This window comes from Mycoplana rhizolycopersici, assembly GCF_013378445.1.
In the GTDB taxonomy this organism is placed as follows: Bacteria; Pseudomonadota; Alphaproteobacteria; order Rhizobiales; family Rhizobiaceae; genus Mycoplana; species Mycoplana rhizolycopersici.
This window is the reverse complement of the sequence record NZ_JABXYK010000004.1, coordinates 71,535-97,062: the sequence shown is the minus strand read 5'-3', so window position 1 is coordinate 97,062 and position 25,528 is coordinate 71,535. Positions and strand designations below refer to the sequence as shown.

19 protein-coding genes are annotated in these 25,528 nt (G+C 62.7%); 8 read left to right on the top strand and 11 right to left on the bottom strand.

Features of this window, described 5'->3' with window-relative positions; translation table 11 throughout:
• Nucleotide 1 precedes the first annotated feature (1 nt).
• Nucleotides 2-964: an ABC transporter substrate-binding protein gene (locus HV823_RS07785; protein WP_176949157.1), complete on the bottom strand. Its 963-nt coding sequence runs from the start codon at nucleotides 962-964 to the stop codon at nucleotides 2-4.
• 40 nt (nucleotides 965-1,004) lie between these two features.
• Complete coding sequence (locus HV823_RS07780; protein ID WP_176949427.1) at nucleotides 1,005-2,081, bottom strand: ABC transporter ATP-binding protein; 1,077 nt, start codon at nucleotides 2,079-2,081, stop codon at nucleotides 1,005-1,007.
• Nucleotides 2,082-2,222: 141 nt separating this feature from the next.
• Here HV823_RS07780 and HV823_RS07775 point away from each other — a divergent pair, with 141 nt between their 5' ends.
• Nucleotides 2,223-3,215 carry a LacI family DNA-binding transcriptional regulator gene (locus tag HV823_RS07775; RefSeq protein ID WP_176949156.1) on the top strand — a complete coding sequence of 331 codons (993 nt, stop codon included), beginning with the start codon at nucleotides 2,223-2,225 and terminating at the stop codon, nucleotides 3,213-3,215.
• Nucleotides 3,216-3,358: 143 nt separating this feature from the next.
• Here HV823_RS07775 and HV823_RS07770 read toward each other — a convergent pair whose 3' ends face one another.
• From HV823_RS07770 to HV823_RS07760, 3 genes are read right to left on the bottom strand one after another with little or no spacing between them, the layout of a single operon-like run.
• On the bottom strand, nucleotides 3,359-6,511 hold the full coding sequence (locus tag HV823_RS07770) for an efflux RND transporter permease subunit (RefSeq protein ID WP_176949155.1): 3,153 nt from the start codon (nucleotides 6,509-6,511) through the stop codon (nucleotides 3,359-3,361).
• Nucleotides 6,512-6,540: 29 nt separating this feature from the next.
• Nucleotides 6,541-7,683, bottom strand: coding sequence for an efflux RND transporter periplasmic adaptor subunit (locus HV823_RS07765; protein WP_176949154.1), 1,143 nt, complete (start codon nucleotides 7,681-7,683; stop codon nucleotides 6,541-6,543).
• A 54-nt stretch (nucleotides 7,684-7,737) separates the two neighbouring features.
• The gene (locus HV823_RS07760; protein WP_176949153.1) at nucleotides 7,738-8,346 is read right to left on the bottom strand and encodes a TetR/AcrR family transcriptional regulator; all 609 of its coding nucleotides are present in this window, start codon (nucleotides 8,344-8,346) and stop codon (nucleotides 7,738-7,740) included.
• Between the two features lie 364 nt (nucleotides 8,347-8,710).
• Here HV823_RS07760 and HV823_RS07755 point away from each other — a divergent pair, with 364 nt between their 5' ends.
• Nucleotides 8,711-9,691 (top strand): sugar-binding transcriptional regulator, encoded by a 981-nt coding sequence (locus tag HV823_RS07755; RefSeq protein WP_176949152.1) that lies wholly within the window; start codon nucleotides 8,711-8,713, stop codon nucleotides 9,689-9,691.
• Nucleotides 9,692-9,750: 59 nt separating this feature from the next.
• Nucleotides 9,751-11,805 carry a bifunctional aldolase/short-chain dehydrogenase gene (locus HV823_RS07750; protein WP_176949151.1) on the top strand — a complete coding sequence of 685 codons (2,055 nt, stop codon included), beginning with the start codon at nucleotides 9,751-9,753 and terminating at the stop codon, nucleotides 11,803-11,805.
• A 97-nt stretch (nucleotides 11,806-11,902) separates the two neighbouring features.
• On the opposite strand, the gene HV823_RS07745 is transcribed toward HV823_RS07750, so the two are convergent.
• From HV823_RS07745 to HV823_RS07735, 3 genes are read right to left on the bottom strand one after another with little or no spacing between them, the layout of a single operon-like run.
• Nucleotides 11,903-12,946, bottom strand: a complete 1,044-nt coding sequence (locus HV823_RS07745; protein ID WP_176949150.1) for a substrate-binding domain-containing protein — start codon at nucleotides 12,944-12,946, stop codon at nucleotides 11,903-11,905.
• Nucleotides 12,947-12,997: 51 nt separating this feature from the next.
• On the bottom strand, nucleotides 12,998-14,047 hold the full coding sequence (locus HV823_RS07740; RefSeq protein ID WP_176949426.1) for an ABC transporter permease: 1,050 nt from the start codon (nucleotides 14,045-14,047) through the stop codon (nucleotides 12,998-13,000).
• Nucleotides 14,047-15,561 carry a sugar ABC transporter ATP-binding protein gene (locus HV823_RS07735; protein ID WP_176949149.1) on the bottom strand — a complete coding sequence of 505 codons (1,515 nt, stop codon included), beginning with the start codon at nucleotides 15,559-15,561 and terminating at the stop codon, nucleotides 14,047-14,049. Before HV823_RS07735 ends, HV823_RS07740 begins: the two co-directional genes overlap by 1 nt.
• A 146-nt stretch (nucleotides 15,562-15,707) precedes the next feature.
• Here HV823_RS07735 and mtnK point away from each other — a divergent pair, with 146 nt between their 5' ends.
• The 5 genes from mtnK to HV823_RS07710 are packed head-to-tail and all read left to right on the top strand — an operon-like array spanning nucleotide 15,708 to nucleotide 21,132.
• Entirely contained in the window at nucleotides 15,708-16,979 is a 1,272-nt protein-coding gene (gene mtnK / locus HV823_RS07730; RefSeq protein WP_176949148.1) for an S-methyl-5-thioribose kinase, read from the top strand.
• A complete protein-coding gene (mtnA, locus tag HV823_RS07725; RefSeq protein ID WP_176949147.1) occupies nucleotides 16,976-18,070 on the top strand; it encodes an S-methyl-5-thioribose-1-phosphate isomerase in 1,095 nt (364 codons plus the stop codon). The genes mtnK and mtnA overlap by 4 nt, the downstream gene beginning before the upstream one ends.
• A 4-nt stretch (nucleotides 18,071-18,074) precedes the next feature.
• On the top strand, nucleotides 18,075-19,010 hold the full coding sequence (locus HV823_RS07720; RefSeq protein WP_176949146.1) for a transketolase: 936 nt from the start codon (nucleotides 18,075-18,077) through the stop codon (nucleotides 19,008-19,010).
• Nucleotides 19,011-19,012: 2 nt separating this feature from the next.
• Nucleotides 19,013-20,014: a transketolase family protein gene (locus tag HV823_RS07715; protein ID WP_176949145.1), complete on the top strand. Its 1,002-nt coding sequence runs from the start codon at nucleotides 19,013-19,015 to the stop codon at nucleotides 20,012-20,014.
• On the top strand, nucleotides 20,014-21,132 hold the full coding sequence (locus HV823_RS07710; RefSeq protein ID WP_176949144.1) for a RuBisCO large subunit C-terminal-like domain-containing protein: 1,119 nt from the start codon (nucleotides 20,014-20,016) through the stop codon (nucleotides 21,130-21,132). Before HV823_RS07715 ends, HV823_RS07710 begins: the two co-directional genes overlap by 1 nt.
• Nucleotides 21,133-21,576: 444 nt before the next feature.
• Here the strand turns inward: HV823_RS07710 and fba are convergent, their stop codons facing one another.
• The 3 genes from fba to repA all read right to left on the bottom strand — a co-directional run bounded on the left by fba (nucleotide 21,577) and on the right by repA (nucleotide 25,286).
• On the bottom strand, nucleotides 21,577-22,623 hold the full coding sequence (gene fba, locus HV823_RS07705) for a class II fructose-bisphosphate aldolase (RefSeq protein ID WP_176949143.1): 1,047 nt from the start codon (nucleotides 22,621-22,623) through the stop codon (nucleotides 21,577-21,579).
• 417 nt (nucleotides 22,624-23,040) lie between these two features.
• Nucleotides 23,041-24,072: a plasmid partitioning protein RepB gene (gene repB, locus HV823_RS07700; RefSeq protein ID WP_246300968.1), complete on the bottom strand. Its 1,032-nt coding sequence runs from the start codon at nucleotides 24,070-24,072 to the stop codon at nucleotides 23,041-23,043.
• Nucleotides 24,069-25,286, bottom strand: a complete 1,218-nt coding sequence (gene repA, locus HV823_RS07695; protein ID WP_176949142.1) for a plasmid partitioning protein RepA — start codon at nucleotides 25,284-25,286, stop codon at nucleotides 24,069-24,071. The genes repB and repA overlap by 4 nt, the downstream gene beginning before the upstream one ends.
• Between the last annotated feature and the right edge of the window lie 242 nt (nucleotides 25,287-25,528).

The window sequence follows — 25,528 nt, the reverse complement described above, 5'->3', positions numbered from 1 at the left end:
ATCAGCCGCCGAAGACGTCCGTGAACTGCTTGCGCACGTCCTGATCGCTCTTGACGGCCTTGTCGGCATCCATCGGCAGGAGCTTGATCTCGGAGAGCTTCGGGAAACCGGCAGGCGGCGCTACCGATGCATCGATCGGCAGGTTACCCTGCTTGGCAACCAGTTCCTGACCTTCCTTGGACAGGAGGAAATCGACGAAACGCTTGGCGGCTTCCGGCTCCTTCGCGGTGGACATGATGGCGACCGGCTCGGTGATGAAGGACACGCCATCCTTCGGAAAGATCAGGTCGACCGGCGACCCGCTAGCCTTGGCGCGGATCACGTCGGCATCGGCGATGATGCCGTACTTGGCAAGGCCGCTTGCGACAGCCTTGAGCGCCGGGCCGTTGCCGCCTTCAGGCGCGATGTCGAGTTCGGCGAGTTTCTTGTAGAAATCCCAGCCGATGCTGTCGACGTCGATGACGCTGTGCAGGTGGTTGAGAGCGGCACCCGAATAGAGCGGGCTCGGAACGGCGATCTGGCCCTTGTTGGCTTCGACGAGAAGGTCGTTCCAGGTCTCGACCGGCTGGGCGGTCTGCGTGTTGTAGGCGATGCCGGTGGAGATGATCTTCGTGCCGAAGAAGGCCTTGTCCTTGTCGTAGGTGCCGGCATCGTAGCCGTCGACCTTGGCTTCCGGATAGGCCATCAGACGGCCTTCCGCCTTGAGCTGACCGAGATTGATCGTGTCGGCAACCAGTAGCACGTCCGGCTTGACGTCACCGGCCGTGATTTCGGCACGCAGGATGTTGAGCAACTGACTGGTGCCATTGCGGGTCCACTCAACCTTGATGTCCGGGTACTTTGCCTGGAAGGCATCGACGGTCTGCTGCGCTATTTCAGGAGACTGCGAGGTGTAGAGCGTGATCGTTTCGGCGCTTGCCGTCCCGGCCATGAGGACGAACGCGAAGGTGGAGAGAAGACGCATGGAGTTTTCCTTGATTGGATGGTCGGAAGGGAGGAGGAGATCAAGCCGCCTCGGGGATGACCCAGCCATCGCCGACGCAAACTGAAATCGTGTCGCCCGCCGAGACGGGGCGATCGTGAGGGGCGTGCAGACTAAGCGACAGATCCGGCGCGTGGCGCGGACGGAAATGGACCTGCACATGGCTGCCGCGATAGGTGATGCGCTCCACCTCGGCGGCGAAGCCTTCGACGGGACTGTCGGCCAGCTTCAGATCGTCCGGGTGGACGCCGAGGCTCGCCCCGGCCAGCTTGGCCTGGTCCTTGCGGGCACGCACTTCGCTGCGGTGGCCGAAAATGTCGACATTGACCGTTCCATCGGCGCGGCCGCGCTGAAGATCAGCAACCGGCAGAACAAGGCCATTGCCGATGAAGCGCGCCACCATCTCGTTGCGCGGCTCGCGGTAAAGCTCGTGCGGGCGCGCGAACTGCATGACGCGACCGGCGTCCATCACCGCGATCCGGTCCGCCAGCGCCATCGCTTCCGACTGGTCATGTGTGATGTAGATCATCGTCGCGCGGGTGCGGCGATGGAAATCGGAGAACTCGCGTTCCATCGAGGCGCGGAGATGGACGTCGAGATTTGCAAGCGGCTCGTCGAGCAGCATGACGGAAGGATTTGCCGCCAGGCAGCGGGCGAGCGCCACACGCTGCCGCTGGCCGCCGGAAAGATCGGCCGGCGCCCGTCCGGCGAAATTTTCCATGGCGACGGTTGCGAGCGCATCGAGGCTCCGCCTGCGCCGTTCGTCGGAAGACACGCCCGCGATTTTCAGCGCATAGCCGACATTCTGCTCGACATTCATATGCGGCCACAGCGCATAGTTTTGGAACACGATGCCGACATTGCGCTTTTCCGGCGGCAGATTCCTTTCCGGCGAGGCGATGATTTCGTCATTGAAATGGATCGTGCCGGAATTCATCTGTTCGAAACCGGCGATCAGCCGCAGCATGGTCGTCTTGCCGCAGCCGGACGGCCCGAGAATGGCGACGAACTCTCCGTTTTCGACCTGCAACGAAACATCGTCCAGGACGCGCTTCTTCGCGAAATCCTTCGTAATTCGCTTGAGAGCGATCGAAACCATAGCGATCAGTATCCTGCCCGTATCCGTCGCAACCGCCTTGTTTCTCAGCCGTTGCGTCATCTGCACTCGTGTGCACAATAGGAATGCCGTGCTTCAGTTTTATGACGACGGTGCACTGCGATCGGACCTTGGGTGGGGAAGATGAAGAGAAACTTCGTGACGTCAGCGCAGGTGGCGGACCGGGCGGGCGTGTCGCGCTCGGCAGTATCACGCACCTTTACGCCCGGTGCCTATGTGTCGCCCGAAGTGCGCGAGAAGGTGCTGCTGGCCGCAGAAGAGATGGGATACAGGATCAACCGGCTGGCAAAGTCGCTGCTGACCTCTGAATCCAGCCTTGTGGCGATCCTTGCCTCCAAGCTGTCAGAGCCCTTCATCGCCGCGCAGATCGACGCCCTCAGTGCGATGCTGGCCGACCGGGAATTGCAGACGCTTCTTCTCAATAGCGGGGCAAGGCGCGACATGGCCGCGATGATGAACCTTGTTCTCGAATATCGCGTGAAGGCCGTCATCATCCTGTCGGGCGCGCCATCGGAGAAGCTTGTCGAGCAATGTCTGAAGAGCCGCCAACGCACCATCCTCATCAACCGGGTACAGGAAAGCGGGAACGTCGACATCATCCAGACAGATGACCGTGCCGGCGGCAGGCTTGCGGCTTGCCACATGATCGAACGGGGTTATCGCAACCTTGCCGTCGTGCGCGAAGCATCGGACACGCCAAGCCAGCGCCGCCGCGCCCAGGGTTTTGCTGAGGCTGCGGAAGAGAAGGGCCTGACGGTGCGGCACTGGCTGGGCGGTGAAGGGGGCTATGAAAGCGGTCGCAATGCTGCGCGCGAGCTTCGAATGCGCAGCGCGGTAGACGGTGTCTTCTGCACGACCGACCGCATCGCTCTGGGCTTTCTCAACACGTGCCGTTTCGACCTGGGTCTGGACGTGCCTTCAGAAATCGGAATTGTCGGCTTCGACGACATCGAAGAAGCCGGATGGCCCTCGCACGCGCTCACGACCATCCGCCAACCGGTGAGCGCCATTGTCAGTGCAGTTGCGTCGATATTGGAATCTGATCCTTCCGAGATTTCGGGACATGCCCATGTCGTGCCCGTGGAACTGGTCACGCGGCAAACAACGCGGCCTTGAACAGGTTCGAGCCATAGCTGCCGCCTGCTACCGGGCCTTACACGCGACGTTCCCGGAGAACTCCCTCGCGCTGGGCAACCGGCGCCTCGACGGCCCGCCGGCCCGGTGTCGCCTCATCGGTGCACTGTAGCAGGCGTCGCCTGCTACTCGGCCGCGATAGCCACCGGGGCGGGAACCGCGCGATCTTCGTCATCGCCGGCACTGTCCGAAAGAGGCGCATCCACCCCCTTGCCCTTCTTTTCCTTGCCGAAGAACAGCGCATAGGCGGCTGGCAGGACGAGGATGGTCAGGACCGTGGCAACCAAGATGCCGCCCATCATGGCGTAGGCGAGCGGCCCCCAGAAGACGCCGCGCGAGATCGGGATCAATGCCAGCACGGCCACCAGCGCCGTGAGCATAATCGGCCGGAAGCGGCGTACGGCAGCGCCCACGATCGCCTCGGAGCGCTCCATGCCGGCGGCGATGTCCTGGTCGATCTGGTCGACGAGGATGATCGAGTTGCGGATGATGATGCCGAGCAGCGCTATGACGCCGAGGATCGCCACGAAGCCGAAGGGCGCTCCGCTGATCAGAAGGGCGGCGGCGGCGCCGATGATGCCGAGCGGGCCGGTGGCGAGCACCAGCATCGCCTTGCCGAAGTGTTGCAGCTGCACCATCAGCAGAAGGACGATGACGAGAAGCATGATCGGCGCCTTTGCGGCGATCGAGGCCTGGCTTTCGGCCGCGTCTTCGGCGCCGCCCTGTATCTCGACCTTGTAGCCGGGCGCCAGGCCGTCACGCAGGCCCTTGAGTTCGTCATAGAGCTTCATCGTGACGTCGTTCGACTGGAGGCCATCAGGCAGTGTGGCGCGAACTGTGATTGTCGGCAGGCGGTCGCGCCGCCATTCGATGCCTTGTTCCAGCACCGGGACGACCTTGGCGACCTGGGATACCGGGACGAAGCCGCCTAAATCGGTCGGAACATAGATCGAGTTGACAGCGGACAGCAGGCGGCGGTTCGAGTCGGGCTCGCGAGCGACGATCGAGACCGTCTCCTCGCCGTCGCGGAAATCGTCGAGCGGCACCCCGGCCATCGTTGCCTGCAGCATCTGGCGGATTCGTTGCGAGGTGACGCCAAGCGCGCGGGCGCGGTCCTGGTCGATCACCAGCTTCATCGCCGGCACGGGTTCCAGCCAGTCATCATGGACGGCGCCGAGCAAGGGATTTTCTTCGAATTTCGCCTTCACCGCGTCGGCGATGCGACGAACCTCCTGGCGGTCTGGCCCGATCACGCGCAACTGCACCGGCCAGCCGGTCGGCGGCCCGAGGAACAGGCGGTCAACCTTTGAGCGGATCGAGGGGAAGTCCTCGGCAAGAATGGTCCGGAGCTTGACGATCAGCCGCTCGCGCGCCGGCTCGTCGTTGGCCATGACGAGAAGCTGGGCGAAGTTCGGATTGCGCAGTTGCTGGTCCAGCGGGAGGAAGAAGCGCGGCGCGCCCTCGCCGATATAGGTGGCGATGAAACGCTTGTCCGGATCGTCCATCATACGGGCCTCGAGTGCCTTCGCCTGATTTTCGACCTCACTGATGCTGGTGCCCTCCGGCAGCCACAGGTCGACCAGGATCTCCGGCCGCGAGGACTGCGGAAAGAAGTTCTGCGGAATGAACTGGAAGGCCCAGAGACTGCTGGCGAAGGTGCCGAGCGTCAGCAGCAGGACGGCGACTCGATGGCGCACGGCCCAGCCGACGGTCGCCCGCAACCGCTTATAGAAGCGCGTGTCGAACACATCGTGATGCTCGCCCGCATGTGCGCGCTGCTTCAGGATCATGTAGCCAAGCCATGGAGTGAAATACACGGCGACGAACCACGAGACGACGAGCGCGATGCCGACGACAAAGAACAGCGAGCGGACATATTCGCCAGCGGTCGATGCCGCGAAGCCGACTGGGATGAAGCCGGCGGTGGTGATCAGCGTCCCGGTCAGCATGGGAAATGCGGTCGAGGAATAGGCGAAGCTTGCCGCCTCGACTTTCTCAAGACCCTCCTCCAGCTTGCGCTCCATCATCTCCACGACGATCATCGCGTCATCGACAAGCAGGCCGAGAGCGATGATGAGCGCGCCGAGCGAGATGCGCTGCAGGTCGATGCCGAGTTCGTACATGATGGCAAAGGTCGCGGCCAGCACCAGCGGAATGGCAATCGCGATCACCAGGCCCGAGCGCCAGCCGATCGACAGAAAGGACACCACCAGCACGATGACGAGAGCCTCGCCAAGCGCCTTCATGAATTCGCCGATGGCCTCGGTGACGACCTCGGGCTGGTTGGAGATCTGGTCGACGACCACGCCATACGGCAAGCCGCTTTCGAACCTGGCGTAGGTCTCGTCGACTGCCTTTCCAACATCGGTAACGTTGAAGCCCTTGGCCATGACCACGCCGAGCTGGACACTGTCGTGGCCGTTGAAGCGGTACTTGCGCTGATAGGGATCCTCGAGGCCCGAGGTGACGGTCGCGATGTCGCCGAGTCGAATCACCTGGCTTCCGGTGCGCAGCCGAAGTTCACGGATGTCATCTGCCCGGTCGACGCTGCCTTCGACGGAAATGCGGACCGACCGCGTGCCGGTATCGACGCTGCCTGCCGGATCGACGTTGTTCTGGCCCTTGATGGCGTTTTGCAGGTCGACGATCGTCAGCCCGCGCTCGGCCAGCGCCTTGGAGGAGACATCCACGTAGATCTTCTCCGGCTGGTCGCCGATGATGACAGCCTTCTCGACGCCGGGCGTCGTCAGCAGCATGTCGCGCGCCTGGACCGCGAACCGCTTCAGCTCGGGATAAGTGTAGCCATCGCCGCTGAGTGAATGCAGCGTGATGAAAGTGTCACCGAACTCGTCGTTGAAGTAGGGGCCGAGCACGCCTTCCGGCAGCTCGCCGGAAATGTCGCCCACCTTCTTGCGGACCTGGTAGAACGCGTCGGCGACGTCGGCGGCATCGGTGTCGCCCTGGACCTGGAGTGTGATGATGGAGCTGCCGGCGCGCGTATAGGATTTCACCCAGTCGAGATGCGGCGTTTCCTGTAGCTTGCGCTCGATCTTGTTGACCACCTGGTCCTGCATCTCCTCGATCGAGGCGCCCGGCCAGACGGCCTGGACCACCATGATGCGGAAGGTGAAATCCGGGTCCTCCTTCTGGCCCATGCGCATCAGGCCCAGAACGCCGGTGACAAGGATCAGGCCGAAGAGGAAACGGGCAATGCTCGGATGGCCGATCGCCCAACGGGAGAGGTTGAACGGCTTGCGGTCGGAGGTCGAGGCACTCATGGCATCATTCCGTTCTGTCGATGTCGGGGTCAGCGAATGATCTGGTCGGTTTCTGCCTGGGCGGACAACGCTTCGGTCGCCGGCAGCTTCACCTTCAGATTGTCGCTCATGAACTGCGTACCGGCGGCAACCACGATGTCGCCGGGCTTCAGGCCTTGCGTGACGTTGACGCCGTCGCCGCTGAAATCTGAGACGACGATCTCGCGGGCATGCACGGTCCCGGTCTCATGCTTGACCACCCACACGATCTTTTTGCCATCCTTCTCGGAGAGCGCGCTGAGGGGAACGGAGATGAAGCTTTGTCCGACCTCGCCGGTCGTCTCTATCGTGGCCGTCATGCCGAGAAGCACCCGCTGGTCGTTCGGAAGACTGACGCGCACGGCAAACGTACGCGACAGCCGGTCCGCGCTGCCCGCGACTTCACGGACCTTTCCGTCCAGCACGAGCCCCTCGTCCGACCAGAACCGCGCCGTGACCGCTTGGCCCGGCCGGAAATTGGCGATGTCCATTTCAGGGACGGCGATTTCGGCTTCCTTCTCGCCGTCGACGGCGACGGCCACCACGGGCGATCCTGCACCGATCACCTGGCCGATATCGGCATTGACGGCCGTCACGATACCGCTCTGGTCGGATCTGAGATCCGTATAGCGCACCTGGTTTTTGGCCTGGTCGAGGGAGGCAATGGCCGCGTCCCGCGCCGAGACCGCCTGCTCTTGTGCAAGTGCGGCTTCTTCGAGCTGGGATTTGGAGGTGACGTTCTTGGCGAAAAGCTGGTCGGCACGTGCCTTGGCAAGCCCGGTCGTCTCCACCTGCTTCTCGGCGGCAACGAGGTTGGCCTCTGCCGACGTCACGGCGAGTTTATAGTCCGTCGGATCGATGCGGGCCAAGAGATCACCGGGCTCAACCCGATCGCCGATGTTGACGTGCCGCTCGGTGATCTTGCCCGCCACGCGGAAGCCGAGGTTCATCTCGGTCCGGGCCTTGACCGAGCCGGAATAGTCGAGTTTTCGTGCTTCGCCGGCATCCGCAACCACGACGACCTTGACGGGCCGGACGATTTCCTTCGTCTCGACCTTCTCCTCCGAGCAGCCGGAAAGGACGAGACCAAGAGCCATCAGCATCACGATGTTTGGCAACGAGATAGGCACGCGTGTGGCCTTCGGCGAAAACATTGTTCGCACTCCTGATTGAATAGCAATGTGTCGGATGGCGGCCTGGCCGCCCGTCTAGTTCTTCAGTGCCCTGATCGCGAAATCGATCAGTTCGTCGGGTGTCGCGCGGTTCTCCTTCGCCAGACACTGCGCCACCATTTGCGGATGGCACATCGTCACGGTCGCCGCTCCGAAGCAACGTGCCGCAACATTGGCGTCCTGCTCGGGAAACTCTCCGGCTGCAATTCCCTCGCGGATGACTTCGGCAAGCAGCGCGTTCATTCGGTCGATATGCTGGTCGATGACGTGCCAGTCCCGTTCCAAAGCGACGACCACCATCTCGTGGACCTTCTCCTGGTCCATCATCGTCTCGACGGTGAGCCGATACTGGGCCAGGCTATAGCGACGGAGGCGGTCGGCCGCACTTTCCTTCGAACGGCAGATTTCCAGCGCCACGGCATGGACGACGTCAAGCATCCGCGCACAGAGCGCCTGGTGAATCTCGGCCTTCGAGGCGAAGAAACGATAGATATTGGCGGGCGACATGCCGAGATCACGGGCAATGTCGGCCACGTTCGTCTTCGAGTAGCCGTAATGCCGGAACAGGCGCTCAGCTGCATCGAGAATACGCGCAACGTTCTCCTGCCGCGCGGCATCCGCGACAGTATCTATTGCTCCAGCCATGCCTGATCCAATCCTGCGTTTCGAATGATGATTTTCTTATTTCGTCACTAATAATACGTCAGATACGCTTCGTCAAGCGTCGTTGCCTGCAAGCGGGCCAGCTTGGCGGAACGACTGGGCAATAGCGGAGGAAGCGACACATACAGACTACGCCGGATCATCACCGACGACCGGCGCGGAATGATCTCGGTACAATCGCGGCGGCCGTGCACGATTTCATCTATAGCGTGACAGTTCCCTGCAAGACCCACCACCACATGATGCAAATGCGACGAGGCGACGAGACCGCGCATCCCAAGTCAGGGACTTGTTGACTTTTGTCAGGGTGAATGAATAATGTCAAAACGATCCAAGAAAGACTCATATGCCCATCCGCACCAACGATCAAATCATCCACAAGGCCGCCTGGCTGTACTACAACCACGGGCTGCGTCAGGACGAAGTCGCCCAACGGCTGGAGATCTCGCGCGCCTCGATCGCCATGTACTTGCGCAAGGCACGCGAGATGGGGATCGTTACCATCTCAACCTCCACGGAGCTCTTCTCCGACGATGTGCTGGCCCGGGAGCTTGAAGACGCGACGGGGCTGAACACGGCCTGGCTGGTGCCGGAAGACCGGCAGGCAATGGATCCGGCCGCCGAAATGCCCGTCGTTGCCGCTTCGGTCTTCCTCGAACTTCTCAACAAGGGTGACCGGGTCGGTGTTGCCTGGGGCCGCACCGTCTACCACATCGCCGACGTCATGCCATTTGCGGACCTGCGCGGCGTTACCGTCGTGCAGCTCTGCGGCAATCTGGGCGCCCCCTACTCCTACCGGCCGGACCAGTGCACCACCGAAATCGCCCGACGCCTCAATGCGGAAGGCATCAATTTCTATGCGCCGCTCGTCCTCTCCTCCGAGCGCCTCGCCAATGAGCTGCGCGGCGAACCCGTAATCAAGGAGCAATTGGCGACGATTTCGGATTGCGATCTCGCACTCTATTCCGTGGGGGGCATCGAGGACGACAGTCATCTCGTCAAGTGTGGCGCGCTTTCCGCCGCCGACATGCATGCCATGGGCGTGCAGGGTGCCGCCGGTGTCATTGCCGGCCAACTGATCGACCATGACGGCCAATGGATGGATTGCAATCACAACAGGCGCTGTATTTCCGCCGATCTCGAATCGATCCGGGCCATCAGGAAACGCATGCTCGTCGTGCAGGAAGAAAACAAGTTCGAGCCGCTGATGGCAGCGCTGAAAGGCGGCTTTGCCTCGCATCTCGTCATCACCACCTCGATGGCGCGGCGGGTCCTTGAACGCTGGGCCCGGGAAGGGCTCGGCAAGAGCGGTTCGAGTAAGGCTTGAGCTAGCATATTTAGGTCCGCCGATGCCGGCCGGGCCGGTTTATCGGGAGGCTGAACACGATGGAAAATCTCTGGCGCGACGACGAGGCGGAAAAGGTCGTCGCCGGATATGCGGCGAAGGGCATCAACCGCGATCTGGCGCTGCGCACCTATACGACACGGCTGCTCGGCGCGGAGCCGCGGCTCGTCCTGCATGGCGGTGGCAACACCTCCGTGAAGACCGAGGTGACCGATCTCGTGGGCGACACCCATGCCGTGCTCTGCGTGAAGGGCAGCGGCTGGGACATGGGCACGATCGAGCCGCCGGGCCTGCCCGCCGTCAAGATCGGTCCGCTGCTCAAAAGCCGCAAGCTCGAAAAGCTCTCGGACGAGGACATGGTGACGCTGCTGCGCGCCAACCTGATCGATCCCGCGGCACCGAACCCATCCGTGGAAGCGCTGCTGCATGCCTTCCTGCCGCACAAATTCGTCGACCACACCCATTCGACCGCCATTCTCGCTATCGCCGATCAGGCGAAGAGCCGGGAAATGAGCGCCGAACTCTTTGGCAGGAAGATGGGCTTCGTGCCCTATATCATGCCCGGCTTCGCGCTCGCCAAGTCGGCGGCGGAAGTGTTCGAGCAGGACCCGACAGTCGAGGGCCTGATCCTCGACAAGCACGGCATCTTCACCTTCGGCGACACGGCGAAGGAAGCCTATGACCGGATGATCCATTACGTCACGGTCGCCGAAGACCATGTGAAGAAAAACGGCCGCAACCCCTTCACGCCGGCCGCCCTGCCCTCTTCGCTTGCAAGCGCCAATGACATTTCCCCCATGCTGCGCGGCGCCGTCGCCGTGGCCAAGGGCGAAGGCCGCTATGACCGCATGGTCAACGTCTTCCGCACGTCACCAGCCATTCTCAACTTCGTCAATGCTGCGGAGGTTGCCGACATGGCTGCGCGCGGGGTGTCCACGCCGGATCTTTCCATCCGCATCAAGACCGGTCCGATGGTGCTGCCGGCGCCGGCAATGGACGATCTCGCCGGCTACCGCGCTGTCATCGACGAACGCGTCGCCGCCTTTGCCGCCAACTACACCGAATACTTCCGCAGCAATGACGCCCGCGACGACGTCAAGCGCATCATGCTTGACCCCATGCCGCGCCTGACGCTGGTGCCTGGTCTCGGCATGTTCGGCCACGGGCGAACCTTCAAGGATGCAGCGATCGCCGTCGACGTCGGCGAGATGTGGATCGAGGCGGCACGGGATGCCGAATCCGTCGGCCGGTTCGAGCCGGTGAGCCCGCCGGATCTCTTCGATCTCGAATATTGGTCGCTGGAGCAGGCGAAGTTGGCGGGTGCCAAACCGAAGCCGTTCACGGGACAGGTCGCGATCGTCACCGGCGGTGCGGGTGCCATTGGGGCGGCGGTCGTCAAGGCTTTTGCGGCGGAGGGCGCGCATGTCGTGGCGCTCGATCTTGACGGCGAGAAGGCGGCGGCCGTTGCCAGGGCGGCCGGTAACAATTCGATCGGTGTCGCCTGCGACATCACCGAACCCGCATCCGTCCGCGCCGCCTTCGACAAGGCGATCGCCACCTTCGGCGGCGTCGACATCGTCGTTTCCAATGCCGGGGCTGCCTGGGAAAGCCCTATCGCAACGATGGACGACGCGCTGCTGCGCAAGAGCTTCGAGCTGAACTTCTTCGCCCATCAGACCGTCGCGCAGAATGCCGTACGCATCATGAAGGCGCAAAAGACCGGCGGCGTGCTGCTCTTCAACGCATCCAAGCAGGCCGTCAATCCGGGCGCGAAATTCGGCGCCTACGGCCTGCCGAAGGCGGCAACACTCTTCCTGTCGCGGCAATATGCGTTGGAACATGGCGCAGACAACATCCGCGTCAACGCCGTCAATGCCGACCGCATCCGTTCGGGTTTGCTCAACGACGAGATGATCGCCAATCGTGCGGCAGCACGCGGCCTCTCCGTCAAGGAATACATGGGTGGCAACCTGCTCGGCCTTGAAGTGACGGCCGAAGACGTCGCCCGCGCCTTCGTGCACCACGCACTCGCCGAGCGCACCACCGCCGACGTGACCACCGTCGACGGCGGCAACATCGCTGCCGCGATGCGCTGATTTCCGGACGGGGCAGGCACGCTGCTCCACTCGCTCGATCGGACAAAACAAAGGGGCGGCCCTATGGACCGCCCCTTCTTCATTCCCTCACGACAAATCAGGGTTTCGGCATCCATGCCGGCATGGCGACATCGGCATGGGCGAACTGCGGCAGCTTTACGCCGAGCTCCTCCATGTTCTTGATGTCTTGGTCGTTGAGATCCTGCTGCGTGATCAGCGTCGGCGGCACGATGACCTGCTTGCCCGGGTCTTCGCCGGCGAGCAGCATGGCGAGCGAACGTACCGAGACCTGGCCGACCACAGCCGGGTTCGTCGCAGCCGTTGCGGCCCAGGCCGAGCCGGGTTCGCGCATGGCGGCGATGTCGGAGGTCGAGATGTCGGCCGAGTAGATCTTGACGCTCGACGACATTCCGGCTTCATCGACGGCGATCTTCACGCCCTTGGCGAATTCATCATAGGGGGCGAACATCACGGTGATGTCGGGGTTGGCGGAGATCACCGAACGCGCCTGATTGGCGACAGAGTTGGCGATCGGGTTGTCCATTGTACCGAACTGGGCGGCTTCGTTGATGCCCGAATACTTCGCCTTGAACTCCTTCCAGGTCTCGTCGCGGCGATCGAGCGGCGCGATCCCGGCAACGTACACATAGCCTGCCTTGAAACTGTCGCCGTTGTCCTTGATCGCCTGTTCGAGCGCGAGACGGGCAAGGTCACGGTCGGACTGCTCGACCTGCGGGATCTTGTCATTCTCGACGTTGACGTCGAAGGCGACGACCTTGATGCCGGCATCAACCGCGCGCTGGGCGGCTTCCTTCATGGATTCCGTCAGCCCGTGCTGGATGATGATGCCCTGCACGCCAAGCGCAATAGCCTGGTCGACCATGTCTGCCTGCAGTGCCGCGTCCTGACGGCTGTCCAGGACCTGAAGCTGGACGCCCAGCGCCTTGGCCTGGGCTTCCACGCCGGCAAGGTAGGACTGGAAGAAGTCACCGGTCGAAAGATAGCGCACGAGCGCAATCTTCACATCGCCGGGCTTGTCGAAGGGCTTAGGCATATCGGCGGCAACGGATGGCACGGCGAACGCCGCCGCACCCATCAGCCCGAGCGTTATCTTGCCCAGGGTTCTGCGAGTAAAATTCATGTCAGTCTCCTCCACTGGTGAGCTTTGATTATCCGCCGAGGGCTCCCACACTCAGCGTTTGCCTCTTTTCGAGAGCGCAAATGTGAAGATCAGGGCGATGACGAGCACGGCGCCCTTGACGAAATCCTGTGTGTAGTAAGGCGCGTTCATCATCGTCAGGCCCTGCAGCAGGATACCGACAAACAGCGCGCCGATCGCCGTGCCGAAGGCATTCGGCTTGGCGGCACCGAGCACGGCAAAACCGATGAGGGCTGCCGCAACGGCGTCGAGAAGAAGGTTGTTGCCCGAGGCAATGTCGCCGCGCCCAAGGCGGGCGGCAAGCAGGATGCCGCCGATCGAGGCAAAGACGCCCGAGATGATGTAGGCAAAGATCTTGTAGGTATTGACCGGCGCGCCAGCGAGGCTCGCAGCCCGCTCGTTGGAGCCGACGGCATACATCATGCGGCCGAAGCGGGTGTATTCGAGGAAGAACCAGATGAGGATGGCGAGCACGATCAGTACTACCACCGAGACAGGAACGAGATTGGGCAGTATCAGATCGAAGCGGTGACGGCCGAGTGCCAAAAAGGCCGGGCTGAAGGCGCCCGTTGCCGTCGAGCCGTCCGGCAGCGTCATGCCCGTGGCGATCGAACGCCCCTCGGTCGGAATGCGCTGGAGACCGAGCAGCAGGAACATCATGCCGAGCGTCGCCAGCAGATCCGGCACGCGCATATAAACAATGATGATCCCGTTTACGAGGCCGACGAGCACACCAACGGCGAGGCAGACGAGTGTCGCCGTCACCGCATCGCCGCCCATCACCACCATCACATAGGACGAGGCCATCATGGCTGTGGTGGCGACGGAACCGATCGAAAGGTCGAAACCGCCGACGACCAGCGTTGCCGTGACGCCGAGCGCCAGAATGCCAGTGATCGAGACGGATTGCAGGATGAAGACCGCGCTCTGCGGCGAGGCAAAGCCGCCGGTAACCAGCGAGAAGTAGAGCACAATGCCGGCGAGCAGCACGAGGAAGCCGTATTTCATCGCGGCTTCCCGGATGTTCAGACGGACAGGCGGGACGGCGCCGGTGGCGGCGGATTTGCTTTGTTCACTCATCATCATGCGCTGACCTGTTGATAGAATTGCCCGGCGATCTCGGAGAGCAGCCGCTCGACGTCGATGTCGGCATTGCGGTGCTCACCCACGATGGTCTGTTCCGACATCACGAGGATGCGGTCGGCGACCTCGAAGGCTTCGTCGAGCTCCGTCAGGAAAAGAATGGTGGTTCGCCCGGCGGCGGAGACACGCAGCTTCTCGCCGATGTCGCGGCGGGCGGCGATATCGACGCCCTGGAAGGGTTCGTCGAGGATGAGCACCCGCGAGGGCTCCGAAAGCCAGCGCCCGACCATGACCTTCTGCTGGTTGCCGCCCGACAGCGTCTGCATCTCGTCGCGCTCGCTGCGGCAGACGACGCCGAGCGCCGAAATCTGCTGGCGCGCTTTCGCCTTCTCCGCCCGTCGGCTGGCAACACCGAAGGCCGAAAACCGACGCAGGAAGGGCAGGCTGATATTCTCGTAAATGTTGAAATCCGGCACGATGCCACTGATCGCGCGGTCCTTGGCGACAAGGAAGATGCCGTGGGCAATCGCTTGACCCGTCGTCTTCGGCGCATAGCGCGCGCCGTCCAGCGTCATTTCACCGGCTGCCGGAGCGCGGGCGCCAAAAAGCGTTTCGGCGAGCGCCGTCTTGCCCACGCCGACTAGACCGGTGACGGCGACGATCTCGCCTTCGCCGAGATCGAAATCGAAAGGCCGCGTCTGTTCGGAGAGTTTGAGGCCGCGCACGCTGAAGACCGGACGGCCCGCATCGCGAACGGCCACGGCACCGGCGGACACCTTGCGCCCGAGCATGGCATTGACCGCGCCTTCGTAGTCGAGCTCCGGCCCTTCGAAACGGCCGGTGATGCGGCCATCGCGCAGCGAGACGATGCTGTCGCCTAGGCGCCGGATATCCGACATGCGGTGCGAGATATAGAGAATGGCGACGCCCCGCGCCTTCAGGCGGTCTACGAGTTTAAACAGGCGGTCGGCCTCGGCGCTGGAAAGCGAAGAGGTGGGCTCGTCGAGGATCAGCACCTTCGGCTCATGCGCCATGGCGCGCGCAATCGCCACCATCTGGCGGTCGGCAAGCGTTAGATCGTTGATATTGGCCGTAAGATCGATGGCAAGGCCCATGCGGGAGGCGACGGCGGCCGCTTCGCGGCGCACACGGCGCGGATTGAAGAGCAGCCGGGCGCCGCGACCGTTCAGCCGGTCGAGCGTGAGATTGGTCGCGACATCGAGATCAGCGACGACGCCGTCATTGATGTTCTGGTGCACGGTGACGACACCGGAGCGGATCGCCTCGGCCGGCGTCGCCGGATCGAAGGCCGCACCCGCAAGCGCAATCGTGCCGGCATTGCGTGTGTAAACGCCGGAGAGGATGCGCACGAGCGTGGATTTGCCGGCGCCATTGGCACCCATCAAAACCGTCACTGCGCCTGCCTTGAGGTCGAGGTCCACACCCTGAAGCACCGTTACCGGCCCAAAGGATTTGCGCACGCCCTCAATGCGAAACACTGCCTGTTCGCCCATTCTCTCCTCCCATTGACGCCACGTTAGGATAGGCTCTCATCAAATGTCAATATCATTGACAATTGACAGAATGATGCCTTAGCTGTGGACAAGGACGGCATGGCGGCGGGCGGTGGAGGCAGCCCCATGCGCAGGAGGAGAACATCATGGACAGCCACGTCTTCGAGGCGCTGAGCGCCGAGACATTGCCAGTTCGGCTGGGCGGCAATGCCGCCGTGAAAGAGAAGATCGGCGACGAATCGTCCCGCTGGAGCATCGAGGAAGTCGGCGACGGCAACCTCAACCTCGTCTTTATCGTGACGGGCGAGACGGGGGCCGTGATCGTCAAGCAGGCACTGCCCTATGTGCGCCTTGTCGGCGAGAGCTGGCCACTGCCGCTCAAGCGCTCCTTCTTCGAGTATCAAGCGCTGAAGCGCCAGGGCGAGCGCGACCCGGGCATGGTGCCGGAAATCCTGTTCTTTGACGAGGCGCAGGCCATCATCGTCATGGAATTCCTGACGCCTCACGTCATCCTGCGCCACGCGCTGATCCAGGGGCGCGAACTGCCGAAGATCGGCAGCGACCTCGGCCTGTTCGTCGCCCGCACGCTGTTCCGCGGCTCAGACCTCTCCATGGAGACCCGCGAGAAGAAGGCCGATGTCGCGCTGTTCTCCGACAATGTCGAACTCTGCGACATCACGGAAAACCTTGTCTTTTCCGATCCCTATTTCGAGGCGGCACTCAACCGCCACACCACGCCGCAGCTCGATCCGCTCGTTGCCGAACTGCGCGCCGATCGCGATCTCAAGGTGGAAGCGCAGCGGTTGAAACACCTCTTCTCGGCCAAGACCGAAACGCTTTGCCATGGCGACCTGCATACCGGTTCCGTCATGGTGACCGACGACGAGACGCGCGTCATCGACCCGGAATTCGCCTTCTACGGCCCGATCAGCTTCGATGTCGGCATGCTGATCGCCAATTTCTGGATGAGCTATTTTTCCCAGTCCGGCCATGAGACGGCACCTGGCGCGCGCGACAGCATGCGCGCCTACCTGCTCGCTACAATCGACACGCTTTGGGAGACGTTCCGCAACGAATTCGCCCATCTCTGGCACACCGAGCGTAAGGGCATCCTCTATCAGGCGAGCCTCTTCGAGGACCGCCAGGACCCGCTCGCCGCCGAGCAGGCCCTCAATATCGTGATCGACGAAATCTGGAGCGAAATGCTGGGCTTCGCCGGGATCGAGATCCACCGGCGCATTCTCGGCCTTGCCCACAATGCCGATTTTGAAACCATCACCGACCCCGACCGCCGTGCGTCCTGCGAAAGCAAGGCGCTGAAGCTCGGGCGTCACCTCGCCGTCAACCGGCAGCGCATCCATAGCCTCAGGGACATCCGCGAGACGGTGGAGCGGCTTGAAAAGGAGATTCTCGCGTGAAAGTCGGAGAACGACACTACCATACGATCTGGCTCAGCGAAGACGGCCGCTCCGTCGACATCATCGACCAGCGCTGGCTTCCGCACGAATTCCGCGTCGTCACGCTGAAGACCGTCGCCGATGTCGCTGTCGCCATCAGGGACATGTGGGTGCGCGGCGCACCGCTGATCGGCGTCACGGCTGCCTATGGCGTCGCCATCGCCATGGCGAAGGATCCGTCGGATGCGCAACTCGATTCCGTCTGGGAAGAGCTGAACGAAACCCGTCCGACCGCCATCAATCTGCGCTGGGCGCTGAATGCGATGCGCGAGTATCTGCGCCCGTTGCCCGAGGGCGAACGCGCTGACGCCGCCTACGTGCGCGCCGCCGAGATCGCCGAGGAGGATGTCGAACTCAACCGCGCCATCGGCGCGAACGGCCTCGATGTCATTCGCGAGATTGCCTCCAGGAAAGAGCCGGGCGAGCCCGTGCGCATTCTCACCCATTGCAACGCCGGCTGGCTTGCGACCGTCGACTACGGAACTGCGACCGCGCCGATCTACATGGCCGTCGAGGAAGGCATTCCGGTCCACGTCTATGTCGACGAGACGCGGCCGCGCAACCAGGGCGCCTATCTCACCGCCTGGGAGATGAACGGCCATGGCGTGCCGCACACGCTGATCGTCGACAATGCCGGTGGCCACCTCATGCAGCATGGCGATATCGACATGGTGATCGTCGGCACCGACCGCACCACGGCGAACGGCGACGTCTGCAACAAGATCGGCACCTATCTGAAGGCGCTTGCCGCGCGCGACAACGGCGTGCCGTTCTATGTGGCACTCCCCTCGCCCACCATTGACTGGGCGGTGCATGACGGCGTCAAGGAAATCCCGATCGAGGAACGCACTTCCGACGAAGTGAGCTTCGTCCAGGGTCGCGCCGCCGATGGCTCTATTGCCAGCGTGCGCATCTCGCCGGAGGGCAGCCCCGCGGCCAACCCCGCCTTCGACGTGACGCCCGCGCGCCTGATCACCGGCCTCATCACCGAGCGCGGCATCGCCACACCGTCGCCCGAGGGGCTGAAGGCGCTCTTTCCCGAACGGAGTTGAGACGATGATCCTGCCCAACGAAAAAACCACAGAGGATATCGCGCTCGGCATCCGCCGGCGCGTGTTCTTCCACACGATGAAGCACAATGGCGGTTATCTCAGCCAGGCCTGCTCGGCCGCCGAGAGCCTCGCGCTGCTCTATAACGAGTTGCTGAAGCTCGGCGAACCGACGCTGCCGAAGGTACCCCTGCCCTTCCGCGGCGTTCCGTCGGCGCACAATCCGGATGCCTTCACCGGCGCGGGCTATCACGGCCCGGCCGGCCCGGACTTCGACCGCTTCTTCATCTCGCCCGCCCATTATGCGCTCGTCATCTATTCCGCGCTGATCGAGACCGGCCGCATGGACGAACATGCGCTCGACCATTTCAACAACGACGGCGGCTCGGTCGAGATGATCGGCGCCGAGCACAGCCCAGGCATGGAAGTGACGACCGGTTCGTTGGCGCAGGGCCTCTCGATGGCCTCCGGCGTCGCCTGGGCGCGGCTGAAAAAAAATGAGCCCGGCAAGGTCTGGGTCTATATGTCCGACGGCGAATTCCAGGAGGGCCAGACCTGGGAATGCCTTACGGCGATGAGCCATCACAAGATCGACAATGTCCGCGTCATCGTCGACGTGAACCGCCAACAATGTGACGGCGCCATGTCCTCGGTGCTCGACCTTGGCGATCTGGCCGCACGTGTTTCCGCATTCGGCGTCACCTGCCGCTCGGTGGACGGCCACGATCTCGGCGCGCTACGGGCCGCAGCGGACAGCGCCGAAACCGACAAACCGCTGATCATCCTCGCCAACACCTCGCCCTATCAGGGCATGGATTTCCTGAGGAAGCGTTTTCCGCGCCTGCATTATGTCCGCTTCAAGAGCGCGGAGGAGCGGCTGGAAATGCAGGCGGCTCTCGCCGCCGAACTCGGCATCGATCTCATCGCGATGGAAGGGGCCTGACCATGGTCGAAATCGTCAACCGCCCCTATGCCAAGGCGTTCGAAGCCTTCGCGGCCGCGCGCCCTGAAGTCCTCTGCCTCTCCGCCGACCTCACCTCTTCCTGCGAGGTAGACGGTTTTCGCGACCGGCATCCCGAACAGTTCCTGTCGCTCGGCATGGCCGAGCAAAACATGCTCTCCTTCGCCGGCGGCCTTGCCATGCAGGGGTTCCGGCCGTTCGTCCACACCTTCTCGGTCTTCCTCTATCGCCGCCCCTACGACCAGTTGATCAACTCGATCGCCTATTCCAACCGCAAGGTCAGGCTGATGGGGTTCCTGCCCGGCATCACCACGCCCGGCGGCATCACGCACCAGGCGATCGAGGACATCGCCGTGCTGCGGGCCGTACCGAACATGACGATCCTCGAAACGGGCGACGCGACGGAAGTCGAGACCGTTCTGGATGTCGCCGACAGCATCGACGGACCGGTCTATGTGCGCGTCCTGCGCGGCGAAGTACCCCGTCTCTTCGCGACTCCCTTCGAATTCAACAGGCTGCGCACGCTCTCGGAAGGAGACGACATCCTCGTCGTCTCCTCCGGCGTATGCACGGAAGAGGCGTTGCGCGCCACCGGGCCGATCGCGGCACGCGGTGTCGGCATCCACCATCTGCATGCATCGACTTTAAAGCCGTTCGACCGGGAAGGCCTCCTGAAAGCCGCGCGCGGCAAGAAGGGCATCGTCACGCTGGAGAACCACACGATCATCGGCGGCCTCGGCTCACTGGTCGCGGAATTCCTTGCCGAAGAAGGGCTTGGCATCCGCCTGAGGCGCCTGGGCCTCAACGACACCTTCGCCCATGGCGCCTCGAAGCCTTACCTCATGAAGAAATACGGGCTCGATGCCGGCGCGCTCGTCGCCGCCGTCGAAACCCTGATCGCCAGACAACTCGCCATCGGCGAGGAGGAACTGGCAGAAGTTCGCCTCGACCATGTGCATTCCGCACAGAAAGCCGAGGCCCTCTGATGGCAAAGCGCTTCACGGTTACCTATTTCGTGCGTGCCGCCGACCAGGCGGAGGCGAAGGCGCGGGCGCTGGATATCGCGCTGGAGCAGACCGTGGAGATCCCGCGCAGCGCAGTGCCGAAAGGCTACGTCGAGGACGAGATTCTCGGCCGGCTGGAAAATCTGCAAAAGGACCCGGAAGGCCGGCCGGGCTATCTTGCGACCATCTCCTATTCGGAGGACGATATCGGCGAGGATTTTCTGCAGTTCCTCAACATCGTCTTCGGCAACAGTTCCATCAAGCCAGGCCTCAAGGTGGAGGACATCGGCCTCTCGCCCGGCTTGCTCGACCTCTGCGCGGGCCCGCGCCACGGCATCGCCGGTCTGCGGGCCCGCGCGGGTATCGGCGACGAACCGCTGCTGATGTCGGCGATCAAGCCGGTGGGTCTTTCAACCATAGCCCTTGCCCGCCTCGCCCACGATTTCGCGCTGGGCGGCATGAACTATATCAAGGACGACCACGGCCTCGTCGACCAGAAGACCGCGCCGTTCGACGAGCGGCTGAAAGCCTGCGTAGAAGCCGTTGGTGAGGCAAATGCGAAAAGCGGAGGCCGGGCGAGCTTCGTTCCCAACATCACCGGCCCGGCGACTGCGATCATCGAGCGGGCGATGCAGGCGCAGGAATGCGGCGCCGGCGGCGTCATGATCGCGCCGGCGCTCGCCGGCTACGATGTCGTGCGCGCGCTCGCCGCCGATCCGGATTTCACCTTGCCGATTGTCTCGCATCCGGCCTTTTCCGGCGCCAACGTGATTTCTCCCGATTGCGGCTTTTCGCACCGCACCTTCTACGGCACGCTGCACCGCCTGATGGGCGCTGACGCGGTGATCTATCCGAATTTCGGCGGCCGCTTCGGTTTTACCCGCGAAGAATGCTTGTCGATCGCAGCCGCCTGCGCGGTGAACATGGGTGGCCGAAAGGCTATCGTCGCCGCCCCCGGCGGCGGCATGACCTTCGGCCGTGTGCCCGAGATGCGGGATGCCTACGGCAACGACGTCATGTACCTCATCGGAGGGGCACTGCTTCAAGAACCCAACCTGGTAGACGCCTGCCGTCGACTGGTCGCAGCCGTCCATGCCTGACCGGCTATAGGGCCAGTGGGCCAGCCTTCACCCAGCGATCTGCGCCAATCGTGCCGCGCTACGGGAGCGCCATCGCGACACCCGGTCGGGCAGATCGCGCGTCGGCTCATCCATCAGGGAAACATGGCAGGATCGCATGCCTCCCGCTTCACCCGCAATTTTGGTGGAAGCGAAAACAATTGAATGAACGGTTAACATATTGATTTAATGCGGATGGCGCCAAGCTATGAAAGATAAATAGACAATCACTTTCGCTACCGACTGTTAACCATAACTGGAGCCACCAACAGGTGAGCGATCTCAGAGCGGTAGCGCCGGCGCGATGATATGTTGAAGCCGGAGCGGGGGAGCACCACGCCCTCCCCTCTCAGGCCGGCACCGCCCCAAAGAGGCGTGCTTGGAGGGAGGCAGGAAGCCCTGCCCTCCCCGTCGTCGAGCGCTGCCTTATTTGCCAGACGTGTAGAACTTCGCCATTTCCGGCAGCCGCTTCACGCGGATCTTCGAGGCCTTGCCGGCCGTCCTGAAGGCTTCGAAGCGTTCCCTGCAGACCTCTGCCATCAGCGCGGTCGCAGGCTTCAGATAGTTGCGCGGGTCGAAATTTTCCGGCGCCTCGGTGAAGCTCTTGCGGATCGTACCGGTCATCGCCAGGCGCAGGTCCGTATCGATGTTGACCTTGCGCACGCCAAGCGGGATCGCCTTCTGGATCTCCGACACCGGAACGCCCCAGGTCGGCTTCATCTGGCCGCCATAGCTGTTGAACAGATCCTGAAGCTCCTTCGGAACGGACGACGAGCCGTGCATGACGAGATGCGTGTTCGGCAGCTTCTTGTTGATCCTGGCGATCGTCTCGATCGAGAGGATCTCGCCGTCCGGCTCGCGGGTAAACTTGTAGGCGCCGTGGCTGGTGCCGATGGCGACGGCCAGAGCATCGACGCCGGTCTTGCTGACGAAGTCCAGCGCCTGGTCCGGATCGGTCAGCAGTTCCTCGCGCGACAGCTTGCCCTCGAAGCCGTGACCGTCTTCCTTGTCGCCGGCACCGGTCTCGAGGTTGCCGAGACATCCAAGCTCGCCCTCGACGGAGACGCCAGCCGCATGGGCGATCTTCACCACTTCGGCAGTGACGTCGACATTGTATTCGTAGCTTGCCACGGTCTTGCCGTCCGCCAGCAGCGATCCATCCATCATCACCGACGTGAAGCCGTTCGTGATGGCCGAGATGCAGGTCGAAGGCTGATCGCCGTGGTCGAGATGAAGGCATACTGGAATATGCGGATATTCTTCGGCAGCACCGAGGATGAGGTGACGCAGGAAGGCGTCGCCGGCATAGGCGCGTGCACCGCGGCTTGCCTGCAGGATCACCGGCGAATCGGTCGCGTCGGCTGCGCGCATGACAGCCTGGATGTATTCCAGGTTATTCACGTTGAACGCAGGCAGCGCGTAGTCGTTCTCCGCAGCATGATCGAGCAACTGCCGCATCGTAATCAACGCCATTCCGTATCTCCCTTTTCCAGTCGGATTGCCAAGATGCTTGGCACTAATCACAGAAGCGACGGACCTTGCAACAGCCCTACCGGCAAAACAGTTTAACCCAAATCGATTGAAACAATATCAAATCGATTAGTAAGAAAATTCAAGGCCTTGGTATCCACATGAAGACACATGCCTGTCGCAATTCGCGGAGCTAGTTCGTCAAGGAGACGCTCCGGATGGGACACCGGGAGCGACCGTCTACAGCCCCGTCGGCCCTTTGCACCGCCTTCGGTGTTACAGTTGATACGCCGTGGAATTTTTCGCTTTATTTTCAGTGGAATAGGGCCGTTTTGCAGGTTCAGCCCTTGTGCTGGTCGGCGGAATCGGACTCAGGTCCGCCGCAATCGGGCGAGGAGGGGTCCCCTCGCCCACGATTCCTTAGCCGCGCTCCTGCTCGAAGCGCGTCACAAGTGACGGAAGCTCCCGGGCAAGCCATTCCGCAAAGCCCGGATTCTGGCGCTCGTCGACCGCGAAACGGGTCACTTGTCCCGTCCGCTCGATTGCCACGGCCTCCTGCCCTGCCCCGCCCTTGATGATGCTCCTGGCGGACACCGGCTTCTCCTTCGCGTCCAGCAGCGACAGCAGCATCGAGAAGCGCGCGTCGCTGTCGGCGGCGAGCCACTTTTCGGAAGACATCAGCCCATTCGCCGCCGAGGAGCGCGCGGCCGGAAGCTTGCGGTCGGAAAAATGCGCCGCCAGCTTTTCCCATCTCGGGCGTCCCGTCTTCGGCGCAGGCCCGATCTTGCGAACGATGTCCAGCGACAGAGTGCTCGCCAGCGAGGTCAGGATCGAGATATAGGCCAGCCCCTTGTCCTCGCTGCGCCCCAAGGCGGCCGCGATCGTCTGACGGTCGAAGCTGCGTTCCTTCAGTTCCTGTGCAAACAGCGCCTGCTCGATGAAGGACAGATCCTTGCGTTCGCTGTTTTCCTTGCCCTGCGCGATAACCAGCGCGTCGTCGGAAAGCGGCCGGACGATCGCCTTGACTGCACGGTTCAGTTGGCGCGACGCCTTCCAGCGGCGATGGCCATAGGCGATCTGGTAACGACCGCTCGCATCTGGATGCGGACGGACGAGGATCGGCACCTGCTGCCCGTGCTCGCCGATACTACGCACGAGATCGGCAAGACCGGGGTCCACCTCATCCTCCATCCGGTCGCGCACGAAGGACGGCTCAATCTGATCCGGTGCAATCTCGACCACTGCCTCTGAACCGGCAAGCTGGTCGCGCAGCCGTGCATTTTCGTCTTCGATCGCCGAAAAGGAGTCCTGCATCGACCGCACGGCGCCGGAAGACACGCGGCGGCCGGCCTGCGACAGCGGGGAGGGCGCCACGGTAGCGGCAAGCTCCTCGGGGTTGATGCCCCCGAACATGGCTTTCATTCTCTTGGAGCGATCACTGGCGCTGTTCATTTGCGTCCCCAGACTGTCTTGATGTGGCGGAAGATCTCGGCGTTGACGGCATCGACCGATTCGAGCGCACGGTTCAGCGTATCACGACCGACGCTTCCGCGGGTCATCTCGTACAGGCTCTTCTTCTCCAGTCCCGCACTTGCGATCGCCGTCGTATCGACCACCGAAGCAGCCAGCACGTCCTGGCCGAACAAGGATCGCAGCAGCGCCACCACGTTCACCTGCGGCACGTCATGCGGATTGTGGCGGGTCAGCACGTAACGGATGAAGTCGTGCTCCAGCGAGCCGCCGGCATCCTCGATTACGCCGAGCAGGTCACTCGTCATCGCGAGGAACTGGTTCATCGAAGCCACGTCGAGCATGGCGGGGTGGACCGTAATGAGCAGACCGGTCGCCGCATAGAGCGCGCCCAGCGTCAGGTAACCGAGCTGTGGCGGCGCGTCGATCAGCACGACGTCGTAATTATCCTCCACCTCCGCAAGCACCGTCTTCAGCCGTCGGAAGAACATGCCGTCGCCGCGCGAGAGGCCCTTGGCAATCGCTTGCGGGGTCTCGTGCTCGTATTCCATCAGCTCGAGATTTCCCGGCACGATGTCGACGCCGTCGAAATAGGTCCTGCGGATGACCGCGGAGAGGGGAACGCGCTCATTCTCGTCATAGCGGATCGCGGCGTAGAGCGTCTGGTTGGCATCCACGTCGAATTCCGGCTGGTAGCCGAACATCGTCGAGAGCGACGCCTGCGGATCGAGATCGATCGCCAGCACGCGCAGCCCCTGCAGGGCGAGGTAGTGCGCCAGATGCACCGTCGTGGTCGTCTTGGCCGATCCGCCCTTGAAATTGGCGATCGCAAGCACCTGGAGCTTGTCGCCGACGCGCCGGCGCGGATGGAAGTCCAGCCCCTCCGATGGGCGCCGATTGGCGAGGTAGGCGCGGATCTCGTTCAGCTGCGGCAGCGTATAGACGCGGCGGCCGTTGTCCTGCCGGTCCGGGATCACCGCCTCGCCATCCAGCGACATCTGGCGCAGGGTGGATTCGGCAATGCCAAGCAGAGCGGCGGCATCCTTTGACGAAAAGGTTCGAAGCGATTTCATCGCCTCCGGCGGATACATCTGCTGGCGGAGGTTCTGTAATTGAACCGACAGGAGCTGCGAATGCCGCATGATCCGGTCAGCCGAGGAGGGCAGGTCGGGGGATTGTCTGAGCACGTTGTCCATGATTGTCCGACGGTTAATTGAGGAAAGTCGGAAAAATTCCGTCGCGACCGTTTTCAACTGATTTGCGCGTCTGGTCAAACGGTTTATCGTTAACGAAAGGTTAAGAGCGCGTTCAAGGCGGTCCGAACAAACAAGGAACGCCCAAGTGTCAGAAGGGGAGGGGAGGGAGAAACAAGCTGGCCGCCTGCCAGCACGTGGCGTCACAGAGACAAGTCGAGCTTCGCCGATCACAGCGACCGCCT

Coding starts and splice junctions, on each gene's coding strand:
- HV823_RS07785 (WP_176949157.1), bottom strand. CDS start 964: ATGCGTCTTCTCTCCACCTTCGCGTTCGTCCTCATGGCCGGGACGGCA.
- HV823_RS07780 (WP_176949427.1), bottom strand. CDS start 2,081: ATGGTTTCGATCGCTCTCAAGCGAATTACGAAGGATTTCGCGAAGAAG.
- HV823_RS07775 (WP_176949156.1), top strand. CDS start 2,223: ATGAAGAGAAACTTCGTGACGTCAGCGCAGGTGGCGGACCGGGCGGGC.
- HV823_RS07770 (WP_176949155.1), bottom strand. CDS start 6,511: ATGAGTGCCTCGACCTCCGACCGCAAGCCGTTCAACCTCTCCCGTTGG.
- HV823_RS07765 (WP_176949154.1), bottom strand. CDS start 7,683: ATGTTTTCGCCGAAGGCCACACGCGTGCCTATCTCGTTGCCAAACATC.
- HV823_RS07760 (WP_176949153.1), bottom strand. CDS start 8,346: ATGGCTGGAGCAATAGATACTGTCGCGGATGCCGCGCGGCAGGAGAAC.
- HV823_RS07755 (WP_176949152.1), top strand. CDS start 8,711: ATGCCCATCCGCACCAACGATCAAATCATCCACAAGGCCGCCTGGCTG.
- HV823_RS07750 (WP_176949151.1), top strand. CDS start 9,751: ATGGAAAATCTCTGGCGCGACGACGAGGCGGAAAAGGTCGTCGCCGGA.
- HV823_RS07745 (WP_176949150.1), bottom strand. CDS start 12,946: ATGAATTTTACTCGCAGAACCCTGGGCAAGATAACGCTCGGGCTGATG.
- HV823_RS07740 (WP_176949426.1), bottom strand. CDS start 14,047: ATGATGAGTGAACAAAGCAAATCCGCCGCCACCGGCGCCGTCCCGCCT.
- HV823_RS07735 (WP_176949149.1), bottom strand. CDS start 15,561: ATGGGCGAACAGGCAGTGTTTCGCATTGAGGGCGTGCGCAAATCCTTT.
- mtnK (WP_176949148.1), top strand. CDS start 15,708: ATGGACAGCCACGTCTTCGAGGCGCTGAGCGCCGAGACATTGCCAGTT.
- HV823_RS07720 (WP_176949146.1), top strand. CDS start 18,075: ATGATCCTGCCCAACGAAAAAACCACAGAGGATATCGCGCTCGGCATC.
- HV823_RS07715 (WP_176949145.1), top strand. CDS start 19,013: ATGGTCGAAATCGTCAACCGCCCCTATGCCAAGGCGTTCGAAGCCTTC.
- HV823_RS07710 (WP_176949144.1), top strand. CDS start 20,014: ATGGCAAAGCGCTTCACGGTTACCTATTTCGTGCGTGCCGCCGACCAG.
- fba (WP_176949143.1), bottom strand. CDS start 22,623: ATGGCGTTGATTACGATGCGGCAGTTGCTCGATCATGCTGCGGAGAAC.
- repB (WP_246300968.1), bottom strand. CDS start 24,072: ATGAACAGCGCCAGTGATCGCTCCAAGAGAATGAAAGCCATGTTCGGG.
- repA (WP_176949142.1), bottom strand. CDS start 25,286: ATGGACAACGTGCTCAGACAATCCCCCGACCTGCCCTCCTCGGCTGAC.